Origin of the sequence: Bacillus sp. NTK074B, assembly GCF_017303375.1 — a bacterium.
In the GTDB taxonomy this organism is placed as follows: Bacteria; Bacillota; Bacilli; order Bacillales; family Bacillaceae_B; genus Rossellomorea.
Genome location: NZ_JAFKOH010000001.1, coordinates 68,528 through 95,493, shown reverse-complemented (window position 1 = coordinate 95,493; position 26,966 = coordinate 68,528). Strand labels below are relative to the sequence as shown.

Here is a 26,966-nt window from a genome sequence, read left to right as displayed (position 1 = left end):
CCTTCAATTATGCTCATTTACTTAAGTTGGTTAATTATTCATACTATAAATATTAAGGGAGACAGAGAATATGGAGCATTTAGAACATCGCAAGAAAGTATTGATCATGGTTGCCATCATGTCGGCCATGTTATTCGCAGCATTGAATCAAACCATCGTTGGAACTGCATTACCTAAGATCATTTCTGAAATTGGCGGTATGGATTATTATAGCTGGGTATTCACCATCTTCATGTTGACCAGTTCAGTCACAGCCATTCTGGTAGGGAAATTATCCGATATGTACGGAAGAAAGCCTTTCATCTTACTTGGGATTGCTGTATTCATGATTGGTTCGTTCTTAAACGGACTTTCCGCTTCCATTATCCAGTTAATCATTTTCAGGGGGATTCAGGGATTTGGCGCTGGGATGATCATGTCCACGGCATTTACTGCTGTAGGAGACTTATTCTCCCCTCGTGAACGAGGGAAATGGCAGGGATTAATGAGTAGTGTCTTTGGTTTGGCCAGTGTCTTTGGGCCAACACTCGGGGGTTGGATTGTGGATAATGCCGATTGGCACTGGGTCTTCTGGGTTTTCCTTCCAGTTGGGTTCATCGCTTTTGGAATGATCTATAAAATGTTCCCTTCCCAAGAACCTAATAAAGGCCTTAAAGTGGATTACTTAGGTTCGGTCATGTTAACCTTGACGATCATTCCATTATTACTCGCTTTTACATGGGGTGGAAATGATTATGAGTGGGTTTCGCTTCAAATCATAGGGCTACTGACTACATCGGTAGTAGCACTTGTACTATTTATCATTACGGAACAACGGGCAAGTAATCCTGTGCTTCCACTTCAATTGTTTAAAAATAAAATCTTTACCCTATCAAATATCATCGGATTCATTCTCGGAGCAGGAATGTTCGGGGCCATCATGTATATGCCTTTCTTTATTCAAGGGGTAATGGGGACTTCAGCCACTAAGTCAGGACTTGTCATGATGCCGATGACATTAAGCATGGTATTCGCAAGTACAATCGGTGGACAAATCATTACGAAGACAGGCAAATATAAGATTCTTGCCCTTATAGGCTTGTTTGTCATGAGTACGGGGATGATTCTGTTATCCTTCATGGATACAAACACAACCAATGCAAGAGCCTTGTTCAATATCATTATAGTGGGTACAGGACTTGGGCTCAGTTTCCCTGTGTTCACACTCACTGTTCAAAATGCCGTTCAGCATAAGTTCCTCGGAGTTGCCACGGCAGCTACACAGTTATTTAGACAAATCGGGGGGACAATTGGTGTGGCCATCATGGGAACGGTGATGAATTCTTCCATGACGTCCAAAATGACCGAGAAAATGTCTGCAGTGAAAGATTCACCATTGCTGACAGATCCTAAAACGAGTGGGGTGTTGAAGCAGCTCCAAGACCCTCAAAACATTATGAACTCTGAAAAATTGAAAGAGCTTCAATCCACATTGCCGAAAGAATTCCAGGGAGTGTATGCCTCCATTTTGGATGGAGTCAGGGAATCTTTAAGCTTTGCATTAACGAATGTTTTCTTTATAGGAGCCATCATTCTTCTTGTTGGATTCGTACTAACCTTCTTTATGAAGGAAATTCCATTAAGAATGTCGAATAAAGATATGACCGAAGAAGAAAAGGAATCAAAGCTAAAAGAAGTTTCGAATCAATAAAATAAATAGGGTAAACCCCAATCAGTCGGGGTTTACCCTTTCGTTCGTTTACATAGTGCTTTCTCCAAATTTTCTAAACGTCATTTCATCTTCTACAAGTCCGCAAGCGGCACATTGAACTTTCAATTCCGGTCCTTTGTAAGCCATATGAAATGGATCGAGTTGTCCTTGTTCATAACTTTGAACGACTTCTCCGGAAGCAGGATCAAGTTTCACACTCTGAGGCACTTGTTGTATAATATTGAATCGGGTGCGATTTGTTTTACAGCCAGGGCAACGATACGGTGTAGTCATGGAAATCACCTTTCTCCTTTTTTTCTAGTATGCTTAATGAATAAACTTTTTATGTAAAGGATGTTTGAATATGTCGGATGCGTTCAGTAATCTGCTGGAATCCTATAGGCAGATATGGAAAAACCGTAAATTGACCGAACATGATACTACGCCGGAACAAATATTGAAAGAAGCCATCAAACGTGAACTTGAAGATGCGAATAGCCATCCACGGATCCGTAAATCTTGGAAAGATAAATATTATAGTGCTACTAAGAGAATAGCGGAATCAGGCATTTCAAATGAACATAAAGTCGAATTGATTGCTCTACATATAGAGATTGCCGAACAATTTACAGATCATAATTGAGCGGTGTCCACATAAGAGAATGATGAGCATATACCTTTTTTATATACCTATATAGGTATATAATGGGGGAAGAACAATGAAAAGGGATGATGCAATATGCTAGTACTTCTCTTATTACTGGCCAGTGTATTTTCATATATGATGTACTATCGTTATTTTCCAGTAAAAATAAAGCAATGGTTTTCTCAAGATGTCACGTCCGAACATATTGTAGTAGACGTCAGGGATTATCAAGACTCGTCCAAAGGAGCTTGTAATGATGTTGTCGCCTTGCCCTGCGGGTACATTAGAAGATATTTCAGCGATATTCCTGAAGGACCTCTGTTGGTGATGGGAAGCAATCTAGTCGAGTGTAATGTAGGGGTGAGGCAATTAAAGCGGTTGGGATTCAACGTAGAAGGGTACCTGATCATCGGATCAGACAAAAGATGTAATGAATACCTTTCTTTAGGGTGATTTCTCTTTATGTTTGAAACGTTTCTGTAATATCCGTTACATTATTAAAGCTCTTCAAAACCTGTCAAGAATCATATACCGGTAATAATTAGTTACTCAACCCAAATCATTCAGCTGTTGGAAATGTAAGTAAATCATATAAAAGTGCTTTTCTTCCTGATAGAATCAGTGGTTACTATAGTACTATAGAAAATTGTCTTTCAAAATAGAACAATTGATTCCCAGTTACCAAGTTCTCCCGTAAATGTAACAAAAACAGGGTGATATGATGAATGTGCAGCAAAGAAAAACACATTTACCAAGGAGGAATTCATTTTTATGAATAAGAAAATGATGGTTTCAACAGCAACTGCATTAACATTATTAGCAACTCCATTCGCAGCAGGGAAAGCTGACGCTGCAGCCCCTTGCCCAACACCGGATAAGGTCGTTCAACAAGCGAACGCATTTAAATATAATGGAAATCAAGAAGATCTTAATAAATTTGTACAAGATGTTCTATCAAAATATCAAATGAACGGTCAGAATATTAATGTACAAGAGTTATTGAAAGGGCAGGCTCCAAAAGCAGAAGCGGCTTCACCAGCACTAGCTAAGGAAGCACCAAAAACAGATGCGCCTAAATCAGAAGCTCCGGCTCCAAAAGCAGAAGCGCCAGCTTCAGCTCCAGAAGCACCTAAGGCAGAAGCGCCAGCACCGGCACCAGCTGCAAATAAGCAAACCCAACAATCAGAACAAGCAACTGAGCAGTCTGGTCAATTAAGTCAGTTTGAACAGAAAGTAGTAGAGTTAACAAACCAAGAGCGTGCAAAACAAGGACTTCCTGCGCTTAAAGTAGATGCAGAACTAAGCAAAGTGGCACGTGAGAAGTCTCGTGATATGCAAGCCAACAAATATTTCTCTCATACCAGCCCTACGTATGGTTCACCATTCGACATGATGAAGCAGTTTGGTATCGAGTACAGCTCTGCAGGTGAAAATATCGCAATGGGTCAACAGACTCCAGAAGAAGTGGTACAAGCTTGGATGAACAGTGAAGGTCACCGTAAAAACATTATGAGCTCAAACTATACTCATATCGGTGTAGGTTATGTAGAAAACGGTAACTACTGGACACAACAATTCATAGGTAAATAATTCTGATCGCAGCGAAGCAGTCTCTCCTAGGAGAGGCTGCTTTTTTATTCTTTCAATATTTAGACATGTATATTCGGGATACTTTATTCGAGGCTCTGCATAGATTGCAGCTATTCAAACATGATACAAGGACTAGCAATCGCTAGAGGTTAAGGTTTTGCAGGAGGGTGGCCCCACTGACAGCGAACACCTGGCGCGGAAATCAGCTGCCAGTCGCTACTTATATGTTCCAAAGCCTGTGAACGTTAATGCGCTATTTAAGAGCTTACATTTGCAATTCCTCATAATCCTTCATACTATTGAAATATAACGAGGACGTGGAGTTGAGCTTGATGAAAGAAAAAGTGGTACTAATAACGGGTGGATCAAAAGGGATCGGGCGGAAAACGGTAGAAGAATTCTCCAAAAAAGGGTACATCGTTATCATGAACTACAGAAAAAATGATGAATTTGTTGAGAACCTGGTTTCTGACTTAGCCCGTCAATATACGAATACCATCATCCCGATCAGAGGGGATATCTCTGTACCGGATGAATGTGAACGGATGGCAGCAGAAATCTGGAGCAAGGTGGAAAGCGTGGATATCTTAATCCATAACGCAGGACCATATGTCAAAGAAAGAAAATCATTTGCCGATTACTCTCCGGAGGAATGGAATTACATAGTGAACGGGAATTTAAATAGTGTATTTTACTTATCAAGGCTAGTGATCCCTAAAATGAGGCAACAGCGGTGGGGCAGGATCATCACATTTGGATATGACCGTGTTGAATCTGCACCCGGCTGGATCTATCGTTCAGCGTTCGCGGCGGCTAAAGCTGGCCTTGCATCCTTCACAAAAACGATTTCAATCGAAGAAGCACATAACGGGATAACCGCGAATATGGTATGTCCGGGAGACATCGTTGGTGAATGGAAGGAAAGGGACATCAGCAGTGCAAAAGAACATCTGGATCCAAACACACCAATCGGACGACCTGGTACAGGGGAAGATATGGCAAGGATCATTTTCTTCCTGTGCCAAGAAGAATCAGATTTCATCACCGGTTCCATCATTCCTGTTACCGGGGGTAAAGATGTGCTTGGAAAGGTATTTCATCAATAAAGAGCCACGGCAGTGGAAGTGGCCGTGGCTCTTACAATCAATATCAATTTCAGTAATCATATTGTTTTCTATACTTTTTCTGTATGAATAGAAGCCTGCCGGACAATGTGATGGCACCTGCCGTTAAACCTGATGTAAGTCCCAGCCAATAGCCATAGGGACCGAATTCTGTGTGGTTAGCAAGGAAGTAGCCCAATGGCAGGCCGATCACCCAGTAGGAAATGAGGGCCATGATAAAAGTGATATTTACATCCTTATAACCTCTTAGTGCTCCTTGTACAGGGGCTTGTATCGCATCGGAAAGCTGGAAAAATACAGCATACAATAAGAAATGAGCCGTTAATTCCAATACATACTCATCATCGGAATACAGAAAAGCAATTTGTGAACGGAAAGCGAGTAATATCACACCATATAGGACGGCCAAGAGCAAAGCGAAACAGACACCCATCCAGCTGTAAACCTTCGCATCTCGCAGCCTGTTGGCACCGACTTCAAACCCTACAACGATGGTTAAAGCCATGGAAATACTAAGAGGGATCATGTAGAGAAAAGATGCAAAGTTGATAGCTGCCTGATGAGCCGCAATGACGACGGTATCATATTCGCTCATAAACAGAGTGACGGCCGAGAAAATACTCACTTCAAAAAAAATAGACAAGCCAATGGGCACCCCGATTACGAAAAGTTCTTTCCATTTCGAAAGGTCAGGCTTGTGCATAGTCCGGAAAACACAATATTGGCTAAAGGGTCTTTTCGTATGAACGACCCAAAAAGCAATGAGTGTAATGAGCCAGTAAGTAATGGCAGAGGCAACACCTGCACCCACTCCTCCAAGTGGAGGAAATCCAAGCTTTCCGAATATGAGAAGATAATTAAATACCACATTAATCGGCAGTGAAAGGAGTGTAATAAACATTGTGACCCTCGTCATCCCCAGTGCATCGATGAATGATCTCAAAACATTATAGATAAATAAAGGAATCATGCCGAATGACAGGGCTATCAGATACTGCTTTGCGATCATACGTACTTCAACATCTATGTTCATGCCATTCAGGATGGGATTCAGGATGAATCCGCCAACCATTATAACCATCAGGGATAATACAATAGCAGCATAAACACCCTGAAGGACGGTATGAGGTACGTCTTCTTTTTTTTCGCCTCCGATCAATTGAGCGACGATGGGGGTTACGGCCAGGAGAATTCCGCTTAAACCTGTAAAGACCGGGACCCAAAGAGATGAACCGATGGCCACACCGGCAAGGTCCTCGGGAGAATACTTTCCTGACATGATCGTGTCGAAGAAATTCATGGCAAACATTCCGAGCTGTGTAACAAGGATGGGAATCAGTATGATGGATAGTTGTGTAACTTTTTCCTTGATTGTATGGGTTTCTCTCATAAATTGAACTCCTCCAGAATTTCTACGGATATTGCAGATGAATTACTATCATACTGTACCATATTTTAAAAAGTATAGAGAGTGAAATATATTTGTGAAGCAATGATTCTTAACGGGTATTCACAGAGGATTACCTGAACGTCGGGGGACGACTCGCCCTGGCGGAGGATCACGGTTGGTCACCATGAGTGGAAGCAATGTAGCCGATTATATGGGATAGAAGCATCATGGTACAGGGAAAAAAGGATCCTTTCACTCCGAATGTCAAATATTCGTAGTTCTATCCCGTCTGTATTTTTGGTAAAGTGTATAATGGTTAGTAATATGAATATGAGATTATGGAGTTAGGAGCTTAGTACATATGATGAAACGCATTTTATTTACAGGTGGAGGATCAGCAGGTCACGTCACAGTCAATACAGCATTGATCCCATACTTTGAAAAAGAGGGTTGGGATATAACATATATAGGCTCGGAAGACGGGATTGAAAGGGATATCATTACTGAGCAGTTTCCTCATATCCCTTATAAGAGCATCTCTAGCGGGAAACTTCGAAGATATTTTTCCTGGAAGAATTTCTCCGATCCTTTTCGTGTGATGAAAGGGGTGTTTGATGCACTATCCATCATTCGGAAGGTAAAGCCCGATATCATCTTTTCAAAAGGGGGATTTGTTTCAGTACCCGTCGTCATGGCAGCTAAAATAGCGAAGATTCCTGTGGCAATTCATGAGTCCGATGTAACGCCCGGACTCGCAAATAAGCTGGCGGTTCCTTTTGCAACAAAGATATTCACTACATTTCCTGAAACGGTCAAATCGCTCCCTAGTGAGAAATCATTATGCGCCGGTGCCATCATCCGGGAAGAATTGTTTACGGGTGATGCCAGTGAAGGAAAGAGATTAACGGGATATTATAATGAACTGCCTATATTGATGATCATGGGAGGAAGTCTGGGAGCAAGGAAAATCAATGAAGCAGTGAGAGGGAATCTTCAAGAACTGCTTTTACAGTTCCAGATCATTCATATATGTGGGAAGGGAAATGTTGATGACTTCCTAACTCAAAAGGGGTATCGTCAATATGAATTCATCAAGGGTGAACTACCTCACTACCTGGCCATGACAGATTTCGTGATTTCCCGGGCAGGTTCTAACTCAATCTTTGAATTTCTTGCCTTAAAGAAACCGATGTTATTGATCCCGCTATCCAGGGAAGCGAGCCGGGGCGATCAAATCCTCAATGCAAATAGCTTCGTGAAACACGGTTATGCGATGAAATTAGAAGAAGAAGATCTGAACGAAGAGAGTTTCATGGCGAGCGTCAATGAACTGAAGGCAAACAGGGACACGATGATCCAACATATGGATAAGGGCGAAAAAGCGTTTACCATTCAAGACATGTATAAGGAACTATCAACAATGTCCAGATAAGTGGTCATTGCACTCCCCTTCAAGCATATAATATATAAATGGTCTTAGGGGGAGTTGGGGTATGGCATATCAGTATTCAAAGGGTTGGTACCTTCAGGAGCTTAAAAAGATGGGAATCAATCATCATCCCGTTGAGAAAAGAAAACTGGAGAATTATAAAACCTTTGTTGTACGAAATCTATATTTTGAAAAGCTGTCTAAAAAGAAGTGATAATAGGAGCTGGACTGGTGATGCTTATCTTGAGTAAGCTACCAGATACAGTTCCTTTTTTTTGAAAGGCTGTTTTCGTAAACATTGTTGCTTTTGGATGTAGCGAGTGGCTGTTGATTGCAGCGAGTGGTGCTCGCTTTCCGCGGGGCTGGCGGTGAGCCTCCTCAGGCCCTGCGGGGTCTCACCTGTCCAGCTACGGCGGCTAGCCCCTCGAGGTCATAAGCTAAATGGCCCAAGAAGGCAAAAGGACGCCTTCTTAGTCCATTCATCTTATGCTTGTCGGGGCTGAACGAGCCGCCTCCGCTTTTCGTGCTGTCCAGCTACGGCGGCTAGCCCCTCGAGGTCATAAGCTAAATGGCCCAAGAAGGCAAAAGGACGCCTTCTTAGTCCATTCATCTTATGCTTGTCGGGGCTGAACGAGCCGCCTCCGCATTTCGTGCTGTCCAGCGTTTCCCGCCGGAGTCGAGCACCTGCAGCGAGAATCAACTATGTTTTACAACCATAAAGAAAATGTGGAGTTTGCTTATGCCACTGCTTATTCATTTGTTGTAGTGGACGATTTTATTTAATCGTCCATTACCCTTCCACAACCGATGTTCACGATCTATTTTGCTCTGTCGACACTTACTACTCTAGAGGGTGAAGGGAACTGCGTAGACTCCTACGGAAAACGGGCGCGCCGAGACCCCGGAAGCAAATTGTGCTGAGGAGGCTCGGCCGAACGTCCGTGGAAAGCGGAGCAGTTCCCTTCACCCTCCTGCACCACAACTTAAATGACAGAGCATCGTACATATTAGTTTGTATGAGAATAGCGACAATCTTTGCGAAAACAGCCTAAAAGAAAGAGGCTGGGCCAAAAGGATTTCAGCTAAATAAAATCCGAACGAGTGATTGGATGAAAATCATACTCGCTCGGATTTTTAATTTTCAGTGCTAAAGCTTATTCCATGTATTAAGGGAAAAGCGGAATAGGTGAGAACACGCAGGAGCGAAACCTGTGAGGAGGCTTGCCTTACACCCGCGGAAAGCGAAGTCTTGCACGGAAATTAACAGCGGTGTATCACTTGATATAGGCTTTGTACATATTTAGAGTATATGAATTTAGTTATTCTTCACCATATATGATAATTAAAGCTGCTCAGAAGAAAAGCGATTACCAATACTGATAGTAGCAATGCCCGGATAGGATTTTTATGATGGAGACGGAGCAATGGATACATAATACAATAAAATAGGAAAGTCCACCACAAGTTCCACCCTTCAAAATACTCAATCGAATCGGTCTGAAAGGCTGCTCATTCTATTAGTAAGGCAACACCTATGTATTTCAAATAATAAACGGCCTTGATTCTCCATTCTTCCGGGTAATGACTCAGGAATAGAACGACAAGACAAGGGTATGCCACCATGGTATAGAGCGTATCGGTCACAAACATATTGATGAAAAACCCGTTTAGTTCCCATACAGCTTTTACCGTATAACTGAGGTATTGATAAAACATATTGAAAAACCCAAAGTAATAGATAGTGGGAAGGAATTCCTTCCATCTGCTCCAGGATCCCCATTTCAAGGAACATAGAAAGACTGATAACATAACGACAATATGAAACATGGGATCCCCCCCAAAAAAGTACGAGACCATTTATAAGTCATAGTGTACCCGTCCATATGGAAATGTATTACCAAATGAGATGTAGATCAGCAGAATATATCAGATACTTTGTTGCTGAACTCCCTTAAATAATAAAGATAATTCTTTCCACCGTAGTTGTAACGTTTATTATACATCTTCGCCACCACAACGTTTAAAGATGGAATAACAAGGAGCGTTGGGCCGGTGACACCGAGAATCTGATAAGAGCCACGGGGTACACGCTCACCCAATTCACTTTTTATCCTCGGATTTCCCTGTACATACCAGAAAAGCCCGTTATCAGGAAGGGAAGCATTTCTGTATTCTTCATTCTGTACGGAGGTACATATCTCGATCACTTCAGCTGGAACAACCTGTTTTCCGTTCACCCGGCCTCTTTCTAGATGCAGTTGTCCCCAAAGGGCAAATTCACGAGGGGAAACGAATAGATTCTTCTCCTTCCCATCATTTGATGTTCCAAGTCCTGAAAGCGGTGGCTCATCTACTTCCCCAATAATGTTTACAAGTTTTTCATCAGCACTGGTCCTCCAACCGGTTTCTTTTAAACCTATCTCTGAAAATACTCTCTCCTCTAATAGCTGCGGGAAACCCTTTCCATATATTCGATGAATCAATTCAGCCATGATATCGACTCCGGTGTTTCGATAAGCCCAGTCTGTTCCTGCTTCGAATTCACGAAACCAATGACCGTGTTCATCCACATCGAGACCGTGGGAATGGGTAACAAGGTGACGAATGGTCACTCCCATTACTAGATTGGAGTCCAACTCGGGCATGTATCTGGAAATTGGATCGTCAAGAGAATGTATATACTTATCATATATGGCAAAGGAAATGGCAAGTGCTAAATAACTTTTCCGGGCAGAAGCCACATTGAATTGTGAATCAGCCTGCACGTACCTTGCATGCTTTTGGTGAGAGTGCTTTCCACTGTAGTGCTCCATCACTACCTGATTATCTTTAAGAATATAAAGCGCTGCTGCAGAGCTTCCGTTTTTCTCTTTGATATCTTCTACCCAGGAAACCAGAACTTCTACACCTTGCCTGTAGGACTGCTTCACTTCTTTTTCCACTCATTTGCGAGCATGCCATACACAACATGATCAACATAATGATCATAAAGCCACTCTCTCTGCCTCAGTTTCCCTTCTTCAGTGAAGCCCAGTCTTTCCGGGATTGCGCGGCTCCGGTGGTTGAATTCTGCAGCGGCTATTTCAACTTTATTCATTTTATAAGAGTCGAATGCGTAATTCGTCAATCCTTTTGCAACGGTCGTCATTATTCCTTTTCCTTGGTAGCCTTCCCCAAGCCAATAACCAATATATGCAACATTGTTTGACCAATTCAATTCATTGAAACCAGCTATACCTACTATTTCATTTTCGTAAACGATAGCTGTTGTCAAACTCTTATTGTTTGCAAAACCTGTTCGGGTAGCCTTAATGAATTCCTTTGAATCTTCCGGTGTCTTAGTGTAATCGACCCAGGGGAGCCACTCTCGTAAATGTGAGCGCGATCCATTTGTCAGTTCGAAAAGGCGGTCTGCATCCTGGATATCCAATAATCTTAATTCAAGTTTGTCATTCAGTTTGTATGTAAACATGTTTGTTTCTCCTTATCTTATATATGTGGGGCTTTCAACCTTGAGGAAATTTTTCACCACTTCAGAAAAGCGGTCTGCTTCCTCGTAGTGAGGAGTGTGACCACTCTTATAAAAATGGATCACTGTTCCGTTTTGGGCGTCCCTTTTATTACTTCTATTGTATGGGTGTAATATCCTTTAGTCTGTTTGCGCTGTACATGTTTGGTAAGTCACTCTTTCAGCTATAGAACAGTAAGGTTGGATTATTTAAAGGTTTGTTTAATCCTGCCTTTTCCATCCTTCACTTCCACTTCCCCATATGCACCATTAATGAAAGTGATCTGAGGAGGCTGATGGCCGCAGTCGATATCATATACAACCGGTATTTGGAATTCATTTTCAAGTTCATGGTAAACATCTTCGGTTGTATAGTCATTCACGGGAGTATTAGCGGCACTTCTCCCGAATAGTAAACCTGAAGTGTGGTCTAACCATCCAGCGAGTTTCATTTGTACGAGTGTACGGCGCAGATCAGCTGTATTGATCTCACAGTTTTCAAAATACCAAATGATAGGTTCACCAACGAGATGTTTCTTTCTGAAAGAAGCCACATCCCCGTACGGAGTGCCGATAAGGTTTCTGATCACATCGATGCAGCCCCCAAGGAATCGGCCATTCATTTCGACGTCCTCATCTCTTATGGTCTTCCAGACCGTAGGCTCCGTTAAATGAAATACATGAGGTGAAGGCTGATCATGCTTCCATTCTTTTTGAAACTTTTGGGATGAAAATTGGGTTACCGAAGAGCCCTTTTCTGTCGAAAGGGCATTTTCCCATTGCTTCGTCGTAGGATCCGTATACTCTCCTCGTAAATCGATGAGGTTGGTCCCGTGTGCCGTGGCAATCCCAGTTTTCAAAGTAATGGCAAGTAAGAGGGCGCTGATATCGGAATATCCAAGCACCCACTTAGTCTTGATTTGTTCATAATCGATTAACTCGAGGATTTCAATGAGAAGTTCTCCTCCCCATGGCGGAACGATGAGTGAAATCGACTCGTCCTGGAGCATGCGATTTAATTCGGCTGCTCTCTCGTCTGCAGGGGCAGACTTTGCCTTGTGCTGCTTCCAGACGGTTTCACCAGACTCTATGAAGTACCCCTTTTCTTCCATTTTAGCCATGGCTTTCTTCAGTGAATCATGCAGCTCATGTGGCACACCTGAAGAAGGTGCGGTCACGCCTACAGTAGAATGTATCCTAAGCAATGGATATACAATCATCCCTATCCCCCCAACGGTTAATTTACATGATTTTACCAGATTGGTAGAACTCGTACAAGAATTATTTTCCTGAGGGACGGACCTTTACCTTTCATATTATGGTAAACCAAAATTGTGAAGAGAAGGTCCGTCCCTTGAATGCACCACAGTTTTTTACAATAATATGAACGATTTGAAACGGTTCCGGTGATTTGGGGTGTATATCAGGTTTGTGTGGTAAAATAATGTGGTTGTGTAAAATTGGTTTTTTGGAGGTTTATGGTTTGAATAAGAAAACGGTGAAGCAAAGCCTGTCGATTTTGCTGATATCATTCATGGCTGTGACGCCATTTCAGCAAACGGCGCATGGTAAATCAACTTTGGATATTCAGGCGGATGCCGCTATATTAGTTGAAGCAGATACAGGAAAAATTGTTTATAGCGAAAATGAAGACAAACCGCTGGGTATTGCCAGCATGACGAAAATGATGACGGAATATCTGGTACTGGAAGCGATAGACACAGGAAAGATAAAGTGGGATCAAACGTATAAGGTAAGTGATAAAGTATATCAATTAGCCAATGCCCCGGGATTGAGCAATGTTCCGTTGAGGGCTGATGAAGAGTATACAGTGAGGGAATTATACGATGCCATGGTTATTAAATCTGGAAATGGTGCTGCAATCGCACTTTCTGAAGTGGTGGCAGGTTCCGAAGGTGAATTTGTGAAAATGATGAATGCCAAGGCGAAGGAACTGGGATTTGAACATTATCACTTTGTCAATTCTTCCGGTCTTAGCAACTATGACATGCTGGGCATGTACCCAAAAGGTACGCGTGAAGATGATGAAAATATGGTTTCAGCCGAAGACATGGCTACACTGGCTTACTATCTCATCCATGATTTTCCTGAAGTATTGGAGACATCCAGTCTCTCCTCTAAAGTATTCAGGCCCGGTACGAGTGAAGAATTGGTTATGAAGAATACAAATGGTCTTTTAAAGGGGAAGTCTTACTATTATAAGGGGGCTGACGGACTGAAAACAGGCACGACTCCCTTCGCTGGTTCAACCTTCACAGGAACGGCGGAACGAAATGGGGTCCGCTATATTTCCGTCATTTTGGATGCGAAGGATGAGACTGGACAACCGAGCAGTGCAGAACGATTTATCCAATCCAGAGAACTCCTCGACTATGGTTTCAAAGAATTTAAGAGTGTAACCTTTAATTTGGATAACATTGAAACGAAAAAGGACCACACACTGCCGGTTCCAAACGGCAAGGATCAAACAGTTTCCATTAAAATAGATAATCCCATCTCCCTCCGCCTTTCAGACGAGGAGAAAGATAAGGTGAAAACCGCACTGGAGCTTGATGATATGAAAGTCGACGAAGACGGCAGTCTTGAAGCACCAATAGAAAAAGGAGAGAAGATCGGGCAATTGGTCATCGAACCCGGTGAAGATGCAGAATACATCTTCGATCAGAAGAAAGCACCTTACAGGTTGGATGTTTATGCAGCCGAATCAGTGAAAAAAGCCAGCTGGTTTGTAAGAAGTGCCCGCAGCATTCAGGATTTTTTCGGTAATCTTTTGTAAACAGTCAATCCTCAAACATCATGATGTAAAAGATTTAGTGTTGCTTTTCTTTCCGGTTCGTGTCAAGCTTAGCTAAGTCAAGGATTTAGAAAGTAGGTGGCATAATGATCGAAGTGAAACTATCGTCTCTCAGCGACGGCGATCTTAATCGTGGAGTTTTTGCAAAAAGGGATATAGCCAAAGGGGAACTGGTTCATGAAGCACCGGTCATCCCATATCCTAACGAGGAACATGAACATATTGAGAAAACATTCCTCGCGGATTATGTATTCGAATATGGAATCAATCACACAGCACTCTTATTAGGATATGGAATGTTGTTTAACCATTCATATACGCCGAACACGATTTATGAAATCAATTTTGATAATCATACGTTCGACTTTTATGCCTATAAAGACATTCAAGCCGGAGAAGAGCTGCTTATTAATTATAACGGCGAAGTGGATAATGATGAGCCACTTTGGTTTAATAAAGATAAGGCTGAAGAAGAATAAAGTAAAAGGGACTTCCGATTTGGAGGTCCCTTTTTCATTCTCATTCATTAGAAATATAGTTGTGTTATAGAGAGGGACGGACCTCTCATTAATCTCTATAATTAATAGAAACAATGCGTTAAAGCTGAATTCTGCTTGAATTAGCCTGGTTATATTGAGGTCCGTCCCTCTTCGGTCAAGGATCATAAATGGAATCCGACCCAGTTTCTCCCAAAACCAAAGTCCCTTCTGATCCTCAGCCCATTTATTGACAATCTCCAGTTCCTTTAAGAGGACCTCATTCATTACTTCCTGACGCATGGTACATATCCTTTCGTTTAAGGTAAAAAAATAACAGGCGTCTCAGCCTGTCATCTGGAAAGTATTTTAAACCAGGTCCCCGGTTTTTCCTTCTAAAATTTCAACTTTAATGGTCCGTACCCGGCGGTTATCCACTTCTTCGACACTCACTTTTAAGTTTTCATAATCGAAGCTGTCTCCTTCTGATGGAAGGTCTTCAAAGCTTTCAACGACCCACCCGCCAAGGGTATGGTAAGAACTTTCAGGCTCTGGTACATCGAGTAGCTCAGTAAATTCATCCAATTGATATTGCGAATCAAATCTATATTCTTTGTCACTGATTTTACTCATGGAATGTGTTTTCTCATCTTGCTCATCCCAGATTTCCCCTACAATCTCTTCCAAAATGTCTTCAAGAGTGATAATTCCGGTGGTCCCACCAAATTCATCCACTACAATCGCCATATGCACGTTGTTTTTTTGAAGCTTAGTAAGAAGAGTTGAGATTTTAACAGATTCAAATATAAACATCGGTTCACGAATCAATTCCCGGATGTTCACTTCACCGAACTTAATCAAGTGAGTAAAGAACTCTTTTTCAGAGAGGATTCCGATAATGTTATCGATATGATCCTCATAAACCGGAATCCGTGAAAAGCGTTCTTCAAAGAAAATCTCTTTGATTTCTTCAATCGGTCGGTTCACTTCCACGGCCTTGACGTCGATCCTAGGTGTCAGGACCTCTGTTGCAAGGATTTCATCAAAATCCATGGAGCGGTGAATCAATTCCCGTTCCTCTTTATCGATGACTCCTTCTTCTTCACTAATATCAAGCATTACTTTTAACTCTTCCTCAGTGACTGACGGCATCTCGTGATCTTTCGAAAAGAACTTCGATACCAACTCCTTCAACTTGATGAAGAAGAAATTGATCGGTGTCAGGACTTTTATTAAAAAGAACAGCACTCCGGAAATGCTCAGGGAGTAGGTTTCAGCGTTTTCTTTTGCCAATGACTTCGGGAGGATCTCCCCGAAAATGAGAATTAACAGCGTCATGACGAATGTACTGATGAGAAGTCCCGTGTTCCCTCCGAAAATATCAGTTGCAAGCTTTGCTGAAATACTGGCCGCAGCGATGTTCACGATGTTGTTCCCAACCAGTATCGTTGACAGTGCTTTATCAAAATTCTCAGCAATATAATGCGCCTTGACGCTTCCTCTTCTTCCTTCACTTACAAAGTTCTTAAGTCTGATCTTGTTGACGCTTGAGTACGCCGTTTCCGCCGATGAGAAAAAGGCAGATAAAAGGATTAATGCTCCTAATAATACTAATGAATTCAGTGGTATATCGTCCAAAAAAAAGTCACTCTCCTGTAGTTGTTTATCTATTATGCTGGATTAACCAGAAAAAACCATTAAGGTTTGAAACAAGGCCAGGGCCTGTGGGGAGACCTGTTTCAACACACGTTTGCGATCTTCTACCCCTAAAGTTTCCATTGCCTGTAGCACTTCATGCAATTCATTATGCAAATGTTTCATTTCATTTCGTATATGTTTGACCTGTTTTTCAAGCACAGATTGATCCACCTGCTTGGATTTCAGAAGTATCATGCGATCTTTAATTTCATGGAGGGTCATATTCATCTGTTGACACTGTTCAATCAGCTTAAGGTCATTTAAAGTCTCTTCATGATAATATCGATAATTATTGTTTGATCTGTCGCATTTTAATAAACCCATCTTCGTATAATAATCAATGGTCCTCTTGGACACTTTGCTTAATTTGGATAGCTCGCCTATTCGATACAAATTCCCAAGTTATCACCTCTCAAGTAGTATACTTTATTTTAATAAAACCGTACAGTTAAACGTTACGGTTTTTAATACATAATAAAAATATACTTCTCATAGCTGTCACTGATGTGAAAAATGCTTATCTCTGTGCAGTGGCAGCAAGTGAATGGTACCAGCTAGTATGAGCATCAGTATACCAACTGAAAGAAATAGCCAGGAAAGTAATTCCCCACCTGCTGTAGGAGATGTGGACAGGATGAATGATAAACCAAGTTCAATCAATCCAAAAATGACTAGCAAGATACGGATCCCTGTCGTATTCAATAACCTGATCCCGATCAAAACGATTAAATAGCTTGCGCTTACAATCATCAAAGCGGGATAAAGTGGTGAAAACTTGGCAGCATAAACAAAAAAGTCAAGACCTGAAATATCCTTTGAACCACCAACGCTCCCATACATCCATTCACTGATCGGAGCCGAATATTTCCATTCCCAAGGATCCTCAAGTAATGCACTCCCCTCATACCAAGAAACCAAAGTCGAAAATACCAATATAACCAACCCAATCCCCAATTGCGACCAATACCTAATAGACATAACCTGCTCCTCCCTTATGAGGGACGGACCTCATAAAATGATAATATTCAGAATGAAAAACGTGTAATAATAAGGATTCCCTCTGATCTATGAGGCTGAATGGAGGTCCGTCCCTCCATTCAGCCTCATAGAAAGGATCTTAATATACGACATCAATATCCGGTAAGTCTGTGTTATTTGAATAGTCATGCAGTGTATCCACACCTTTGATCTAATAAAACCGGCACAGATCCACCAGTCTGGCAGATGTAACATCTTGGCGGCTTCAATCATGCTCATCATCCAAGCATCTTTTTTCACTAAATTGATAATATCCTGTTCCGATTCGAACATGTTATCCCTCTTTTTAAACGTGTATTACATTAGCTTATTTTACCATATGTTCCAGCTTAAGAGGGTTTTAATCTTAGTTTCACCCTATATAAAGAATAAAAAAACATGCCGGGAATACTCCCTGGCATGTTCATCTATTGACCTCCATGAAACCAGCTGCTCGCCTTCACGCGCTCTTCTTCCTGGAGCTGTCTTTCATGTTGATTTCCGGCTTCAAATGTATTCTGAGAAAATTTACGTCTGAGGATTCCACTAATGATTCCAAATCCAACAGCTATACCTATGATCCACCATAGCATTCTACTCACTCCTTTCTTTAGGAAAATTCACCTTTACTATATATACGAGTGAAAGGAGGGAAAGTTTCAAATTAACTTACAACAATTCTGGAAATCTTCTTTTCTCCAAGGATGAATCCAGATAATGAAAGACAGGATGTGAATGAGAGAGGAAATCATGATGTGAAATGGTCCATCCATACGCTCCCGCCATTGTAAAAATGACCAGGTCCCCTGCACGTAATCTTTCGACATACGCCTGTCGAATCAAAATGTCATTGGGAGTACACAATTCCCCGGCAACCGTTACATTCTTTCCCTTGATCCCGGGTCGCGGAAGTGGTTCGTCAAACCACTTCTCCACGGGATAAATCGTATGAGGGTGGGACATTTTCCACGCGGCCGGAAGGCGTAAATGATGAGTCCCTCCTCTTATCAAGGCAAAATGCTCTCCGTGATTTTTCTTAATATCCATTACTTCTGCCACATAATATCCGTAGTGGGCTACCATATAACGTCCAAGCTCCAGTATAAGATGCAGCCCCTCATGAGTAAATGTGTCTTCCATTTGATGCAACCCACTGGAGAACGTTTCCCAATGAAATGGATTCTCCGGTTGATGATAGTTTACCCCTATGCCTCCGCCTGCATTTAATGTAGTGGCAGAAACTAGTGAAAACTTGGCCTTCCACCCTAACATCCTATCTCTGCAAAATGAGATGAATTTCAGGTGATCATGGGCATCCAGGTTATTACTCATGGCATGAAAGTGAAACCCTTTTACTTCTAGATAAGGGAATTCTACAAGCTTCTTCAATAGAGTCGGAATCTCATCTTCTTCTATTCCAAACTGTGTCGGCACACCGGTCATTCGGTGTGAACTGTTTGCCACATGATAGGTACTGTTTACACGAATGAGCACTGACAGCTTCTTTCCTACCATGGAACCCAACCGATTTAGCCGCTGCATATCCCTTTCGCTTTCGATATTCACGGTCTGAAGTTCCCCCGTAGAAAGATACTCCAATTCCTTATCCTTTTTGGCAGGTGCCCCAAAGATAATAGGTTTATCTGACAGACTCAGGACCTTCACAATTTCCCCTTCAGAAGCTGTATCAAATCCATCGATGTCCTTTTCCAATGCCTGAAGAATAGATGTATCGGGGTTCGCTTTAACAGCATAATACAGGGCGCAGTATCCCGGCAGGGTCTCCCTCAGGTGCTGAACATGATTTTTTAATGCATGTATATCATAAATATAGGCACAAATCGGCTCTTTCTTCCTTATCTTCAGAAGCGAAGGAAGAAAGGCCATGACAGTTTTAGAAATCATACTTTACTCCTTCCACAAATTTCGATTGCTGCGAACTATGAGGATGGTAAACAGAATCGTTCCCAGTCCCATTGAAAGTCCGGCAACATATGCATCAAATGAGCTTGCAATCCAGCCAATAAAGAGGGACCCAAGGGGAATGTAGCCACGGTCCATGAGGGCGATGCTCAAGACCCTGCCTCTATATTCCCCATCCACCTTCATTTGGATCATGATCCTGCTCAATGTCCGGTAATACTGACTGGTGAATCCTATAAGAAACATGAGTCCTGCGGATGCTAAATAAAATCCGCTAAAGGTGGTAAAAAGGACAAGGCTTGTCCCAAAAGCCAAGGTTGATACTATAAGCCATCTCCCTCCCATGACCGGTTGCCGAAATGCAAGGAGTCCTGTTGCGGTAATCGCCCCTAAAGATGATATGGAAAGCAAGAAACCAAACCCGGCAGAACCAAGATTCATCAGCTCTTTAGAAAAAATAGGGAGCATGGTCGTATAAGGGAATCCGAATATCATGGGAGCGATGGCCACGAGTAAAACAGCGAGAATGCCAGGTTGGCCTATTATGTATTGAATGGTGTCTTTTATGGATTTACTCTCACGCTTTTTTCCCTGCTCTGTATTTTCTTGGTCACCCGGAACCGTCAATAGGGTAAATATGACCAATAATGTACCTGCTGATACCCACAGCATGATGTTACTGGCAGCAAAATATCCCAAAAGTACTCCGGCAAATGCCGGTCCAACCATCCTGGCCACATTGATAATGGTTGTTTGCAGGGTTATGGCGCTCCCGAGCATACTGCCTGGTACGAGGTCTGCCAACCAGGCATTTCTGATCGGCACTTCAAAGCTCATTAACACGGACCGGACAGTAACAGCGGATAATAATAATATGAACGACGCTTGCTCTCCGATGATGAACGCAATAAAAAGAGTCGATACCAGCATTCCACTGTATATGACGAGAAGAGATTGCCTTCGATTATATTTGTCAGCCACCCCACCTGCATACATGGAAAAAAGGAAAACAGGGATCAGCCTGCACGCATTCAAGATCCCAAGGGATAGTGGTGAATGGGTCCACTCGTACACAATCCAGTTCAGAATGGTCAAGTCCATCCAGTCCGAGCATCGTACGAAGAAACTGCCGTATAAAAATCTTCGAAAGGGTGGTGATTTCAGTGCAAACTGTTGCTGAGCAGGATAATCATTCAATGTAAACCAGCTTCTTTTCCTAATGGATTTTCCACATCAGCATAAAGATAGCCTGCGCTTGGTCTCAATCTCATCTTCGTCAATGCTTTGTGGTTTACTTTTTTATGATATAAAAATTGACGATCTTCTATCACATTTACTGGAACTTCATGGGACAGGGAGGAAAAAATGTCGTCACAAGCCTCTTTGACCAACGTCCAGAATTCCCCTTCAAATACGCCTGACGCTTCTACAAGTAGACGGATAATCTCTCCTAAATGATTCTGGAAGATTGTATAGTGCGCTTTTGAATACATTTCTTCCTTATTTTCAGTCAACGTGATACTTTCAGGGTAAAACTTCGGATACATTCCTCTTTCTTCTAATCGCCTCTTGTAAATTCTTGCCCCACCCCAATCCCTGAAATAGAATCGAACCGGCTTCCCTCTTTTAAAAACAGGGATACTATTCTGAAGATGTCCTTCTAGTGCAACACCATATTTTGTTAGCAGTGTTAGATAGCCTGGAAGTGTTACAGATAAATAGTCCTTAAAGAAAAATCGTGCGCCTTTTCCCATGGACAGGTTACGATTCGCGCAGTATTCTGTGAGAAGCTCGGCAAGGATCGTATCTTCAGAAAAAGGAGAGGTTGCATACAAGCTATTTCCAGTGATCATGACCTCATCTTCATTCAATTCTTCCTCCCTGTTTTCTCTTACAACCACGGTCAGATTTCTTCTTTGTTCATTGTCATCTGAAATGAATGAGTATCCGGCGATTTCATCTAGTGGCAAAAAGGTTGATAACTCTGCCTCATTACTGAGCACTTCACCCACTAAAGCACTAAAAACGGTGCTGTTTAGAGCTGTTTGAGTGGAAATCGATCTTACCGTGGACGTCATCTGACTGTTAACGGCCAATTTCACAAATCGATTGGATTGTGTAATGGGCATGACTGTTCGAAAGGACGATGTAGCATGACATTCAACACTGATTGAATCAATTGGTACGATGATCCCCTTTTCAATTTCATTCTCGTATAAACTGTATAAGGCATGATGAAATTGCCATTCATGAACGGGTATGAGTTGGAATAGTTCAGGAGCCAGACCGTTCTCTTCCATGAATTCATGGTAACGCGGAATAATATCTTCAAACGTCTTTTCAATTACATACGGTTCTGATTCGGTGAATTCTATCCATTCTTTTCGGATCGCCACAAAGCAAATTTTGTACGTTTGCCTGAATTCCGGGGAATATGTAGCAACCTCTTGAGGACTCATCCCCATTTTGGTTTTTGAACCAGGGTGCAAATGGTGACCTTCAACGCTCATCTGCTCGAAGAATGCGAGAGAACTCCATGCGGGTTCTACCTTCTTCATATTTTGGATGTACTGGAATGTGGAATGATAAGGGGTTAATTGAGAGTCATCCCTTAGCTTCTCTTTCCAGTGCGATTCTGCGGCGTAGCTAAGTGTTTGATTTGCTGTACCATTGTCAAGTTCACGAACCAGTTCCTTTCCTTCTTCAGACAGACCCAGAAAATTCATTAGCTCGGTTGCCGTTTGAATACTATGATGGGATTCCCGAGATATCCACACGATGTCTCCTTCGAGTGTGAATCGTTGAAAGGCGAGTTCGGTCTTAATGGGAAATAAGATCATATACTCACCGAAGGATTTCATTCTGTATGAAATTCCTTCTTTTAGTTCAACGTTCTGCAGCTGGTGAAGGAAAGGCTCCCATTGTTTGTACACTTTTAACAGACTTGTGACATAGACAGATCCTATTTTCTTAATTTGTACAGAATCGCTGTATAGTGAGTTTACGTTTTCTCTTAAGAGGGAAGCGGCCAATTTATGCAGTATCGCCTGTCGTCCTTTTTTTAGATTCTGTTTAAAGTGTGTAACCAAATGCGGTTGCCTTTCTTCCAGGTAGCTCATACATTTTAATTCATCTTCAAGCCAGTTGATTTTTGCAGATAGTAACTTCATCAGTATTCCCCTTTCGCGTTAATGGATTGGGAGCGCTAATATATACGTTTTCCGTAAACACATCAGATAGACGCATCTTTATCAGTGATTTTAAGTAAGTGACTGTACCGAAGATTTCCTGTTCGAATTGTGATGCATTCTTGCAGTGGGCTGCATCTTCTTTTATAGAATCAATTGTAGATTGGATGACTTTCGTAACCTGTTCCCACAGAAGTCCTTCGGAAAGTCCGGTTTCCTTTATAATTCCTACGATGATTTCGCCTAAATGGTTGTGCAGGACTGCATGTGAGAACATTTTATATAGATCAACAGCTTCTGTAGTAAGTAAGTTTGTTTTGTTACTGATTCTTCCGTCTTGGAACTCTAATGGAAGGCGATGTTTTAATATTCTAATTCCGCCGTTGTCACGAATCATCAATGTTTTTGGACAATCGTTTTCAAAGATCATGATGGCATTTTGAAGATGGGCTTCCAGACTGACTCCATGTTTTACGATTAAATGAATAAGTCCCGGAATAAGTGTATTGGAGTACTCATGAATAAAATGGACCGCAGCTGCTTCCACAGAAACGTTTCTTTCTATTGACCATTTTTCAATGATTTCTAGTGAAAGTACCTTTCCCGACACTGGTGAAGTGTTAATGAGAGCGGCTCCTGGAACAGCTATTTGTCCTTTCTCCAGCTTATTTTCAGGATTTTCTCTGATAAGAGCGGACAAGTTTTTTTCTAGATTGATAGATGCTTCTATCCGATGAGAACGATAATGCCCCCCGCCACATTCTGATAAAAAATGTATCTTCTCCTTAATTTCCGGATCGTGAATACAAACAATATTCAACAGTTCCGAGATTACAGGACCATTCCATACCGATGTAGGAGAAACGATTCTCTTTGCACTGGTCATTTGAACATTTAATGCTGTCTTCAAATGGTGATGTCTCCGGTTATGGGGTGCTAAAGAACGAAACGAAATGAGCGGCTGTGAAGGGATGGTCATGTCAACTGGAATAAGCAGTCCCTGTTTCAACTCTTCCTTAAAATAACGCTTTACAATATGCTCGAATTGCCAAGGGTGGACTGGGATGATTTCGTAGTCTTTTAGATCTTTCTGTAACTCTTTAAATTGTCTCTTCATTCCAATTTCAATGGCAGGGTATTCTTTCAATAAAATCTCTGTCATGGTCGGTCCACCTTTTACAGTGCTGAAAGACGAAATGTCTTTATGAATGGCGACAGGCTGGACGTTCACCTCTCCCCTCCATTCTGGAGCATACTTCATGACTTCTTCCCCAGTTAATCCCAGCCTTGTTTTCGAACATGGATGAAGTGTGTGGCCTTCAATGACCGATTGCTCCAGGAAAACAAGCGGACTGAACTCAGTATTAGAAGACTGTCGGTGCAGGTACTCAAACGTCCCTATTCCTGAGTAAAGGTCCTTCTGCATCTCCTCTGCCGTTAATGCCAATGCGTCATTTTTCACACTGTTCTCCAGTTCATTTATAAGAAGTTCTAATTGTCGGGAATCTACTTTAGGGAAAAGTTCTTTGATTAACTGTGTCGGTGTATGAATTTGAGTAGTAGATCCTTCTTTTTTTACAGTAATTCTACCTCCGATATCCAACTGTCCAAGGAAGTAGGAATTTTTTATGGGTACGGTGATCTTAGCTGTTTTCACCGGTGTTATGTAGATGAGCTTTACATTTTCTTCTGTGGTTTCATAGGTGTATTGAATGAGTTCTTCCCGTATCATGGCCTGCATTAATTTATTGAGGATACGAGTTTCTGATTGTTTTACTTTTTCATTAGCTAGTTTTTGAATCCTATTGTACTCATCTTGTTCTGAATGGCACCCAGTAGATAAAGTCATATCTTTTCCTCCTTTTGATGAGAATCATTTTCAATTACAAAGTTTAATTGAAAATGATTCTCATTGTCAATCTAAAATACGGAAATAAGGAAGAAAGTCCTTGAAATGGTCATATATTTACTGTGATTCTGCCCTTCATGTTATGATGATGAAATACTAATAAGAACCCCATGAAAAAATAAAAGAGCAGCCCTTGGTTCAAAAGGGCTGCTCTTTCATTATTCCTCTGTCGTTTCCTGATCTTCAAGCTGATCTGCATTGCGTACTTTCTCTTCGGTTGAAGAGTTGAAGTAGCCGTCTTTTTCGTATTGTTTTTTCAGTTCGAAGTATTTGTCCATCGCTCTTTTAGCGATTGTTTTATTAACGTAAGGATCTTTGTCTTGGTGTGAATAAGGCAGCACTACTGAGAAAGCCACTTCTGGGTTGTCGTATGGTGCATAGCCTATTAAGGTTGTGTTGTAGGTATCATATTGTCTTTTGTCCTCTGGACTATAGTAAAATGCTTCCGCAGTACCGGACTTAGCTGCTGCATCGTATGGTGCGTTTCTAAAATTATTTGCAGTACCTTGGCTCCCATGTGCGACCTTATAAAATCCTCTCTGCACTTGCTGAATTTGTCTTTCCGTTGCATCGATCCGATTTAAAACCTTAGCATCATTTTCATAAATTAAAGGTCCAACTTTGTCCCTTTCCTGACTTGGTTCCCTAATTTCCTTCATTAAATGAGGTTCCATTCTGAAACCTCCATTAGCGATTGTTGATGCATATTGTACAAGTTGCATAGGTGTATATAAATCATATTGGCCAATGGCAAAATCCATTAACTTACCTGGCTCTCTTTCTGTACCTTTTAACCCTTCGACTTCACCAGGGAGATCAATACCCGTCTTTACACCAAGTCCAAACTGACTATAGTAATTTCGCATGGTATCAAACGCTTTTGGATCCATATCAATTGGCTGGTCCTTCCTGTATACACCTCCAGCGATTTTTATAGCTGTTTTAAACATGTATGCGTTCGAAGAAATTTCAAGGGCATCGATATCATTTAAGTACATTGGCCCTCTAGAAAGGTTAAACCATGATCTTTTAACCGGAGTGCCCTTTATTGCGATCGCTTCATCATACAAAACATCCCCAACATTCAACGCTCCGGTCATATATCCCGTCAATACAGTAGCACCCTTTACAGCAGACCCTACCCCATATTCAGAAGTATACGTTCCTAAAGCATAGTCCTGTAATTCAGTCTTTCCATTCTCATCCTTACCGTATTTCTTTCCAACCATTGAAAGAATTTCACCTGAATGGGGATCCATCATGACGACAAATGCCCGATCAAGAAAAGGAGATTCCCAATATTGGGATGCTTGTTTACTGAGTTCTTCTTCAACAATCTTTTCCAGTTCTTTTTGCAACTTTAAGTCAATGGTCAAAACTACGTCTTTTCCGCTATGTCCCTCGCTTACGAGCTGAGTGTCCAGGACACTCCCGTTTTTCGTAATATATTCGATTTCTTCTTTTTGCCCTTTAAGGACATTTTCATACTCAGACTCAAAATAGCTCGTTCCTACCCGATCATTCAAAGCATAGCCCTGAGCCTTATAAGCTGTTACCAGTTCGCTAGGCAGACCTTGTTGAGAGGTGGAAACCCTTCCCAGAATCGTCCGCAACGTACTGTCATTCACATACTTCCGTTCCCAATCGGTCGTAACGTTAACGCCGGGCATTTCCGACAAACGTTCACTCACCCTCGCCATCTCCTCCATAGATACATCCTTATTCTTAATGATCTGAGGACTGAGGGCATATCCCGTATTGAACTCACGGAAAATCGCCAATACTTCTTTTTCCTGATCAGAGAATGACTCAATATCCTTTTTCGTGATCCTCTCTAACTGCATTTCGTAAATTTTTTTGTTTCTGTCATCCTCTGCAAGATCTTCGTCATCTTCCAGCTTCTTTATTTCTTCTTTGGTAACCAGTTTTTCGGCTTCATCTGGATGTGTGAGGAGCCAGAAATCCTGGCGATCACGATCGGTGATTTTTTTTGTGTCCATTTCAATCAATTCAGCCAATTCCTCAGCGACCTTCAGCATATCTTTAGGTTTCGTCGTTTGTGTTCTTGTGTACGTAATGGCATTCAATGGAACGTTGTCGACGATGACATTCCGGTATCGGTCATAGATTTTCCCTCTCGGAGGTGTTCCATTATGGGATTTGACATTCTCGGTTCTTGCGACTTCTGCTTCATAATGGTTTCCCTGCACGATTTGCACAATCCCAAGACGAAGAATCAGAAGTGAAAATAGAAAAAAGACCGAAATAAACAGTAAATTCATTCTCAATGGGACATGGGTTTTTTTCTTTTTCTTCTTATCCTTCAATTTTAATAACCCCTTTTAAGCTCGTATTTTACCAAAATATGATAATGTTCTAGTCCTATTTTATAGAATTTTCGACTATTTTTCTACCTCTATATGGAACAAATTCCATTTAATTTACTACATGAGTGTTGTAGTTAGATACAGGAATTGTGGAGTGAAGGCTAACAGAACTAAACGCGAAATATGTCGAAGGAGGAATATAGACAAATGGGGTTTCTTTCTTTTAGAATATAGTC

25 protein-coding genes are annotated in these 26,966 nt (G+C 41.6%); 9 read left to right on the top strand and 16 right to left on the bottom strand.

What is annotated here, in order from left to right; all coding sequences use genetic code 11:
- Positions 1 to 70: 70 nt before the first annotated feature.
- Positions 71 to 1,690, top strand: a complete 1,620-nt coding sequence (locus JI667_RS00520; protein ID WP_206848961.1) for an MDR family MFS transporter — start codon at positions 71 to 73, stop codon at positions 1,688 to 1,690.
- 48 nt (positions 1,691 to 1,738) lie between these two features.
- On the opposite strand, the gene JI667_RS00515 is transcribed toward JI667_RS00520, so the two are convergent.
- Complete coding sequence (locus JI667_RS00515) at positions 1,739 to 1,984, bottom strand: DNA alkylation repair protein (protein WP_206848959.1); 246 nt, start codon at positions 1,982 to 1,984, stop codon at positions 1,739 to 1,741.
- A 70-nt stretch (positions 1,985 to 2,054) separates the two neighbouring features.
- Between JI667_RS00515 and JI667_RS00510 the strand changes: the two genes are divergently transcribed.
- From JI667_RS00510 to JI667_RS00495, 4 genes are all read left to right on the top strand, one after another.
- The gene (locus JI667_RS00510) at positions 2,055 to 2,333 is read left to right on the top strand and encodes a hypothetical protein (protein ID WP_206848958.1); all 279 of its coding nucleotides are present in this window, start codon (positions 2,055 to 2,057) and stop codon (positions 2,331 to 2,333) included.
- Positions 2,334 to 2,429: 96 nt separating this feature from the next.
- Positions 2,430 to 2,789: a hypothetical protein gene (locus tag JI667_RS00505; protein WP_206848956.1), complete on the top strand. Its 360-nt coding sequence runs from the start codon at positions 2,430 to 2,432 to the stop codon at positions 2,787 to 2,789.
- Between the two features lie 318 nt (positions 2,790 to 3,107).
- Complete coding sequence (locus JI667_RS00500; protein ID WP_206848954.1) at positions 3,108 to 3,926, top strand: CAP domain-containing protein; 819 nt, start codon at positions 3,108 to 3,110, stop codon at positions 3,924 to 3,926.
- A gap of 332 nt (positions 3,927 to 4,258) precedes the next feature.
- The gene (locus JI667_RS00495) at positions 4,259 to 5,032 is read left to right on the top strand and encodes an SDR family oxidoreductase (protein WP_206848952.1); all 774 of its coding nucleotides are present in this window, start codon (positions 4,259 to 4,261) and stop codon (positions 5,030 to 5,032) included.
- Positions 5,033 to 5,081: 49 nt separating this feature from the next.
- On the opposite strand, the gene JI667_RS00490 is transcribed toward JI667_RS00495, so the two are convergent.
- A complete protein-coding gene (locus JI667_RS00490; protein WP_206848950.1) occupies positions 5,082 to 6,440 on the bottom strand; it encodes an MATE family efflux transporter in 1,359 nt (452 codons plus the stop codon).
- Between the two features lie 361 nt (positions 6,441 to 6,801).
- Between JI667_RS00490 and JI667_RS00485 the strand changes: the two genes are divergently transcribed.
- Complete coding sequence (locus JI667_RS00485; RefSeq protein ID WP_280515454.1) at positions 6,802 to 7,872, top strand: undecaprenyldiphospho-muramoylpentapeptide beta-N-acetylglucosaminyltransferase; 1,071 nt, start codon at positions 6,802 to 6,804, stop codon at positions 7,870 to 7,872.
- A 61-nt stretch (positions 7,873 to 7,933) separates the two neighbouring features.
- Positions 7,934 to 8,083 (top strand): DUF2639 domain-containing protein, encoded by a 150-nt coding sequence (locus tag JI667_RS00480; RefSeq protein WP_206848948.1) that lies wholly within the window; start codon positions 7,934 to 7,936, stop codon positions 8,081 to 8,083.
- 1,295 nt (positions 8,084 to 9,378) lie between these two features.
- Here JI667_RS00480 and JI667_RS00475 read toward each other — a convergent pair.
- From JI667_RS00475 to JI667_RS00460, 4 genes are all read right to left on the bottom strand, one after another.
- Positions 9,379 to 9,696, bottom strand: a complete 318-nt coding sequence (locus JI667_RS00475) for a hypothetical protein (RefSeq protein WP_206848946.1) — start codon at positions 9,694 to 9,696, stop codon at positions 9,379 to 9,381.
- An 86-nt stretch (positions 9,697 to 9,782) separates the two neighbouring features.
- Positions 9,783 to 10,799: a serine hydrolase domain-containing protein gene (locus JI667_RS00470; RefSeq protein ID WP_368077865.1), complete on the bottom strand. Its 1,017-nt coding sequence runs from the start codon at positions 10,797 to 10,799 to the stop codon at positions 9,783 to 9,785.
- Positions 10,796 to 11,341, bottom strand: a complete 546-nt coding sequence (locus JI667_RS00465; RefSeq protein ID WP_206848944.1) for a GNAT family N-acetyltransferase — start codon at positions 11,339 to 11,341, stop codon at positions 10,796 to 10,798. The genes JI667_RS00470 and JI667_RS00465 overlap by 4 nt, the downstream gene beginning before the upstream one ends.
- Before the next feature lie 242 nt (positions 11,342 to 11,583).
- Complete coding sequence (locus JI667_RS00460; RefSeq protein ID WP_206848942.1) at positions 11,584 to 12,597, bottom strand: S66 family peptidase; 1,014 nt, start codon at positions 12,595 to 12,597, stop codon at positions 11,584 to 11,586.
- Positions 12,598 to 12,860: 263 nt separating this feature from the next.
- Between JI667_RS00460 and JI667_RS00455 the strand changes: the two genes are divergently transcribed.
- Complete coding sequence (locus JI667_RS00455) at positions 12,861 to 14,174, top strand: D-alanyl-D-alanine carboxypeptidase family protein (RefSeq protein ID WP_206848934.1); 1,314 nt, start codon at positions 12,861 to 12,863, stop codon at positions 14,172 to 14,174.
- Between the two features lie 104 nt (positions 14,175 to 14,278).
- Entirely contained in the window at positions 14,279 to 14,671 is a 393-nt protein-coding gene (locus JI667_RS00450) for an SET domain-containing protein (RefSeq protein ID WP_206848932.1), read from the top strand.
- Between the two features lie 366 nt (positions 14,672 to 15,037).
- Here JI667_RS00450 and JI667_RS00445 read toward each other — a convergent pair whose 3' ends face one another.
- From JI667_RS00445 to JI667_RS00400, 10 genes are all read right to left on the bottom strand, one after another.
- Positions 15,038 to 16,306: a hemolysin family protein gene (locus tag JI667_RS00445; protein ID WP_206848925.1), complete on the bottom strand. Its 1,269-nt coding sequence runs from the start codon at positions 16,304 to 16,306 to the stop codon at positions 15,038 to 15,040.
- A gap of 42 nt (positions 16,307 to 16,348) precedes the next feature.
- Positions 16,349 to 16,759, bottom strand: a complete 411-nt coding sequence (locus tag JI667_RS00440; RefSeq protein WP_206848923.1) for a MerR family transcriptional regulator — start codon at positions 16,757 to 16,759, stop codon at positions 16,349 to 16,351.
- 105 nt (positions 16,760 to 16,864) lie between these two features.
- Complete coding sequence (locus tag JI667_RS00435) at positions 16,865 to 17,344, bottom strand: YjdJ family protein (protein WP_206848921.1); 480 nt, start codon at positions 17,342 to 17,344, stop codon at positions 16,865 to 16,867.
- 87 nt (positions 17,345 to 17,431) lie between these two features.
- Complete coding sequence (locus JI667_RS00430; RefSeq protein ID WP_206848919.1) at positions 17,432 to 17,677, bottom strand: nucleotidyltransferase family protein; 246 nt, start codon at positions 17,675 to 17,677, stop codon at positions 17,432 to 17,434.
- A gap of 134 nt (positions 17,678 to 17,811) precedes the next feature.
- Positions 17,812 to 17,976, bottom strand: a complete 165-nt coding sequence (locus JI667_RS00425; RefSeq protein WP_206848917.1) for a hypothetical protein — start codon at positions 17,974 to 17,976, stop codon at positions 17,812 to 17,814.
- Positions 17,977 to 18,052: 76 nt separating this feature from the next.
- Positions 18,053 to 19,288, bottom strand: coding sequence for a type III PLP-dependent enzyme (locus tag JI667_RS00420; RefSeq protein ID WP_206848915.1), 1,236 nt, complete (start codon positions 19,286 to 19,288; stop codon positions 18,053 to 18,055).
- A 3-nt stretch (positions 19,289 to 19,291) separates the two neighbouring features.
- Positions 19,292 to 20,503, bottom strand: coding sequence for an MFS transporter (locus JI667_RS00415; protein WP_206848913.1), 1,212 nt, complete (start codon positions 20,501 to 20,503; stop codon positions 19,292 to 19,294).
- Complete coding sequence (locus JI667_RS00410) at positions 20,500 to 22,476, bottom strand: IucA/IucC family protein (protein WP_206848911.1); 1,977 nt, start codon at positions 22,474 to 22,476, stop codon at positions 20,500 to 20,502. The genes JI667_RS00415 and JI667_RS00410 overlap by 4 nt, the downstream gene beginning before the upstream one ends.
- Positions 22,442 to 24,343 (bottom strand): IucA/IucC family protein, encoded by a 1,902-nt coding sequence (locus JI667_RS00405; protein ID WP_206848909.1) that lies wholly within the window; start codon positions 24,341 to 24,343, stop codon positions 22,442 to 22,444. Before JI667_RS00405 ends, JI667_RS00410 begins: the two co-directional genes overlap by 35 nt.
- A 218-nt stretch (positions 24,344 to 24,561) precedes the next feature.
- Positions 24,562 to 26,685, bottom strand: coding sequence for a peptidoglycan D,D-transpeptidase FtsI family protein (locus JI667_RS00400; RefSeq protein ID WP_206850453.1), 2,124 nt, complete (start codon positions 26,683 to 26,685; stop codon positions 24,562 to 24,564).
- Positions 26,686 to 26,966: the final 281 nt, after the last annotated feature.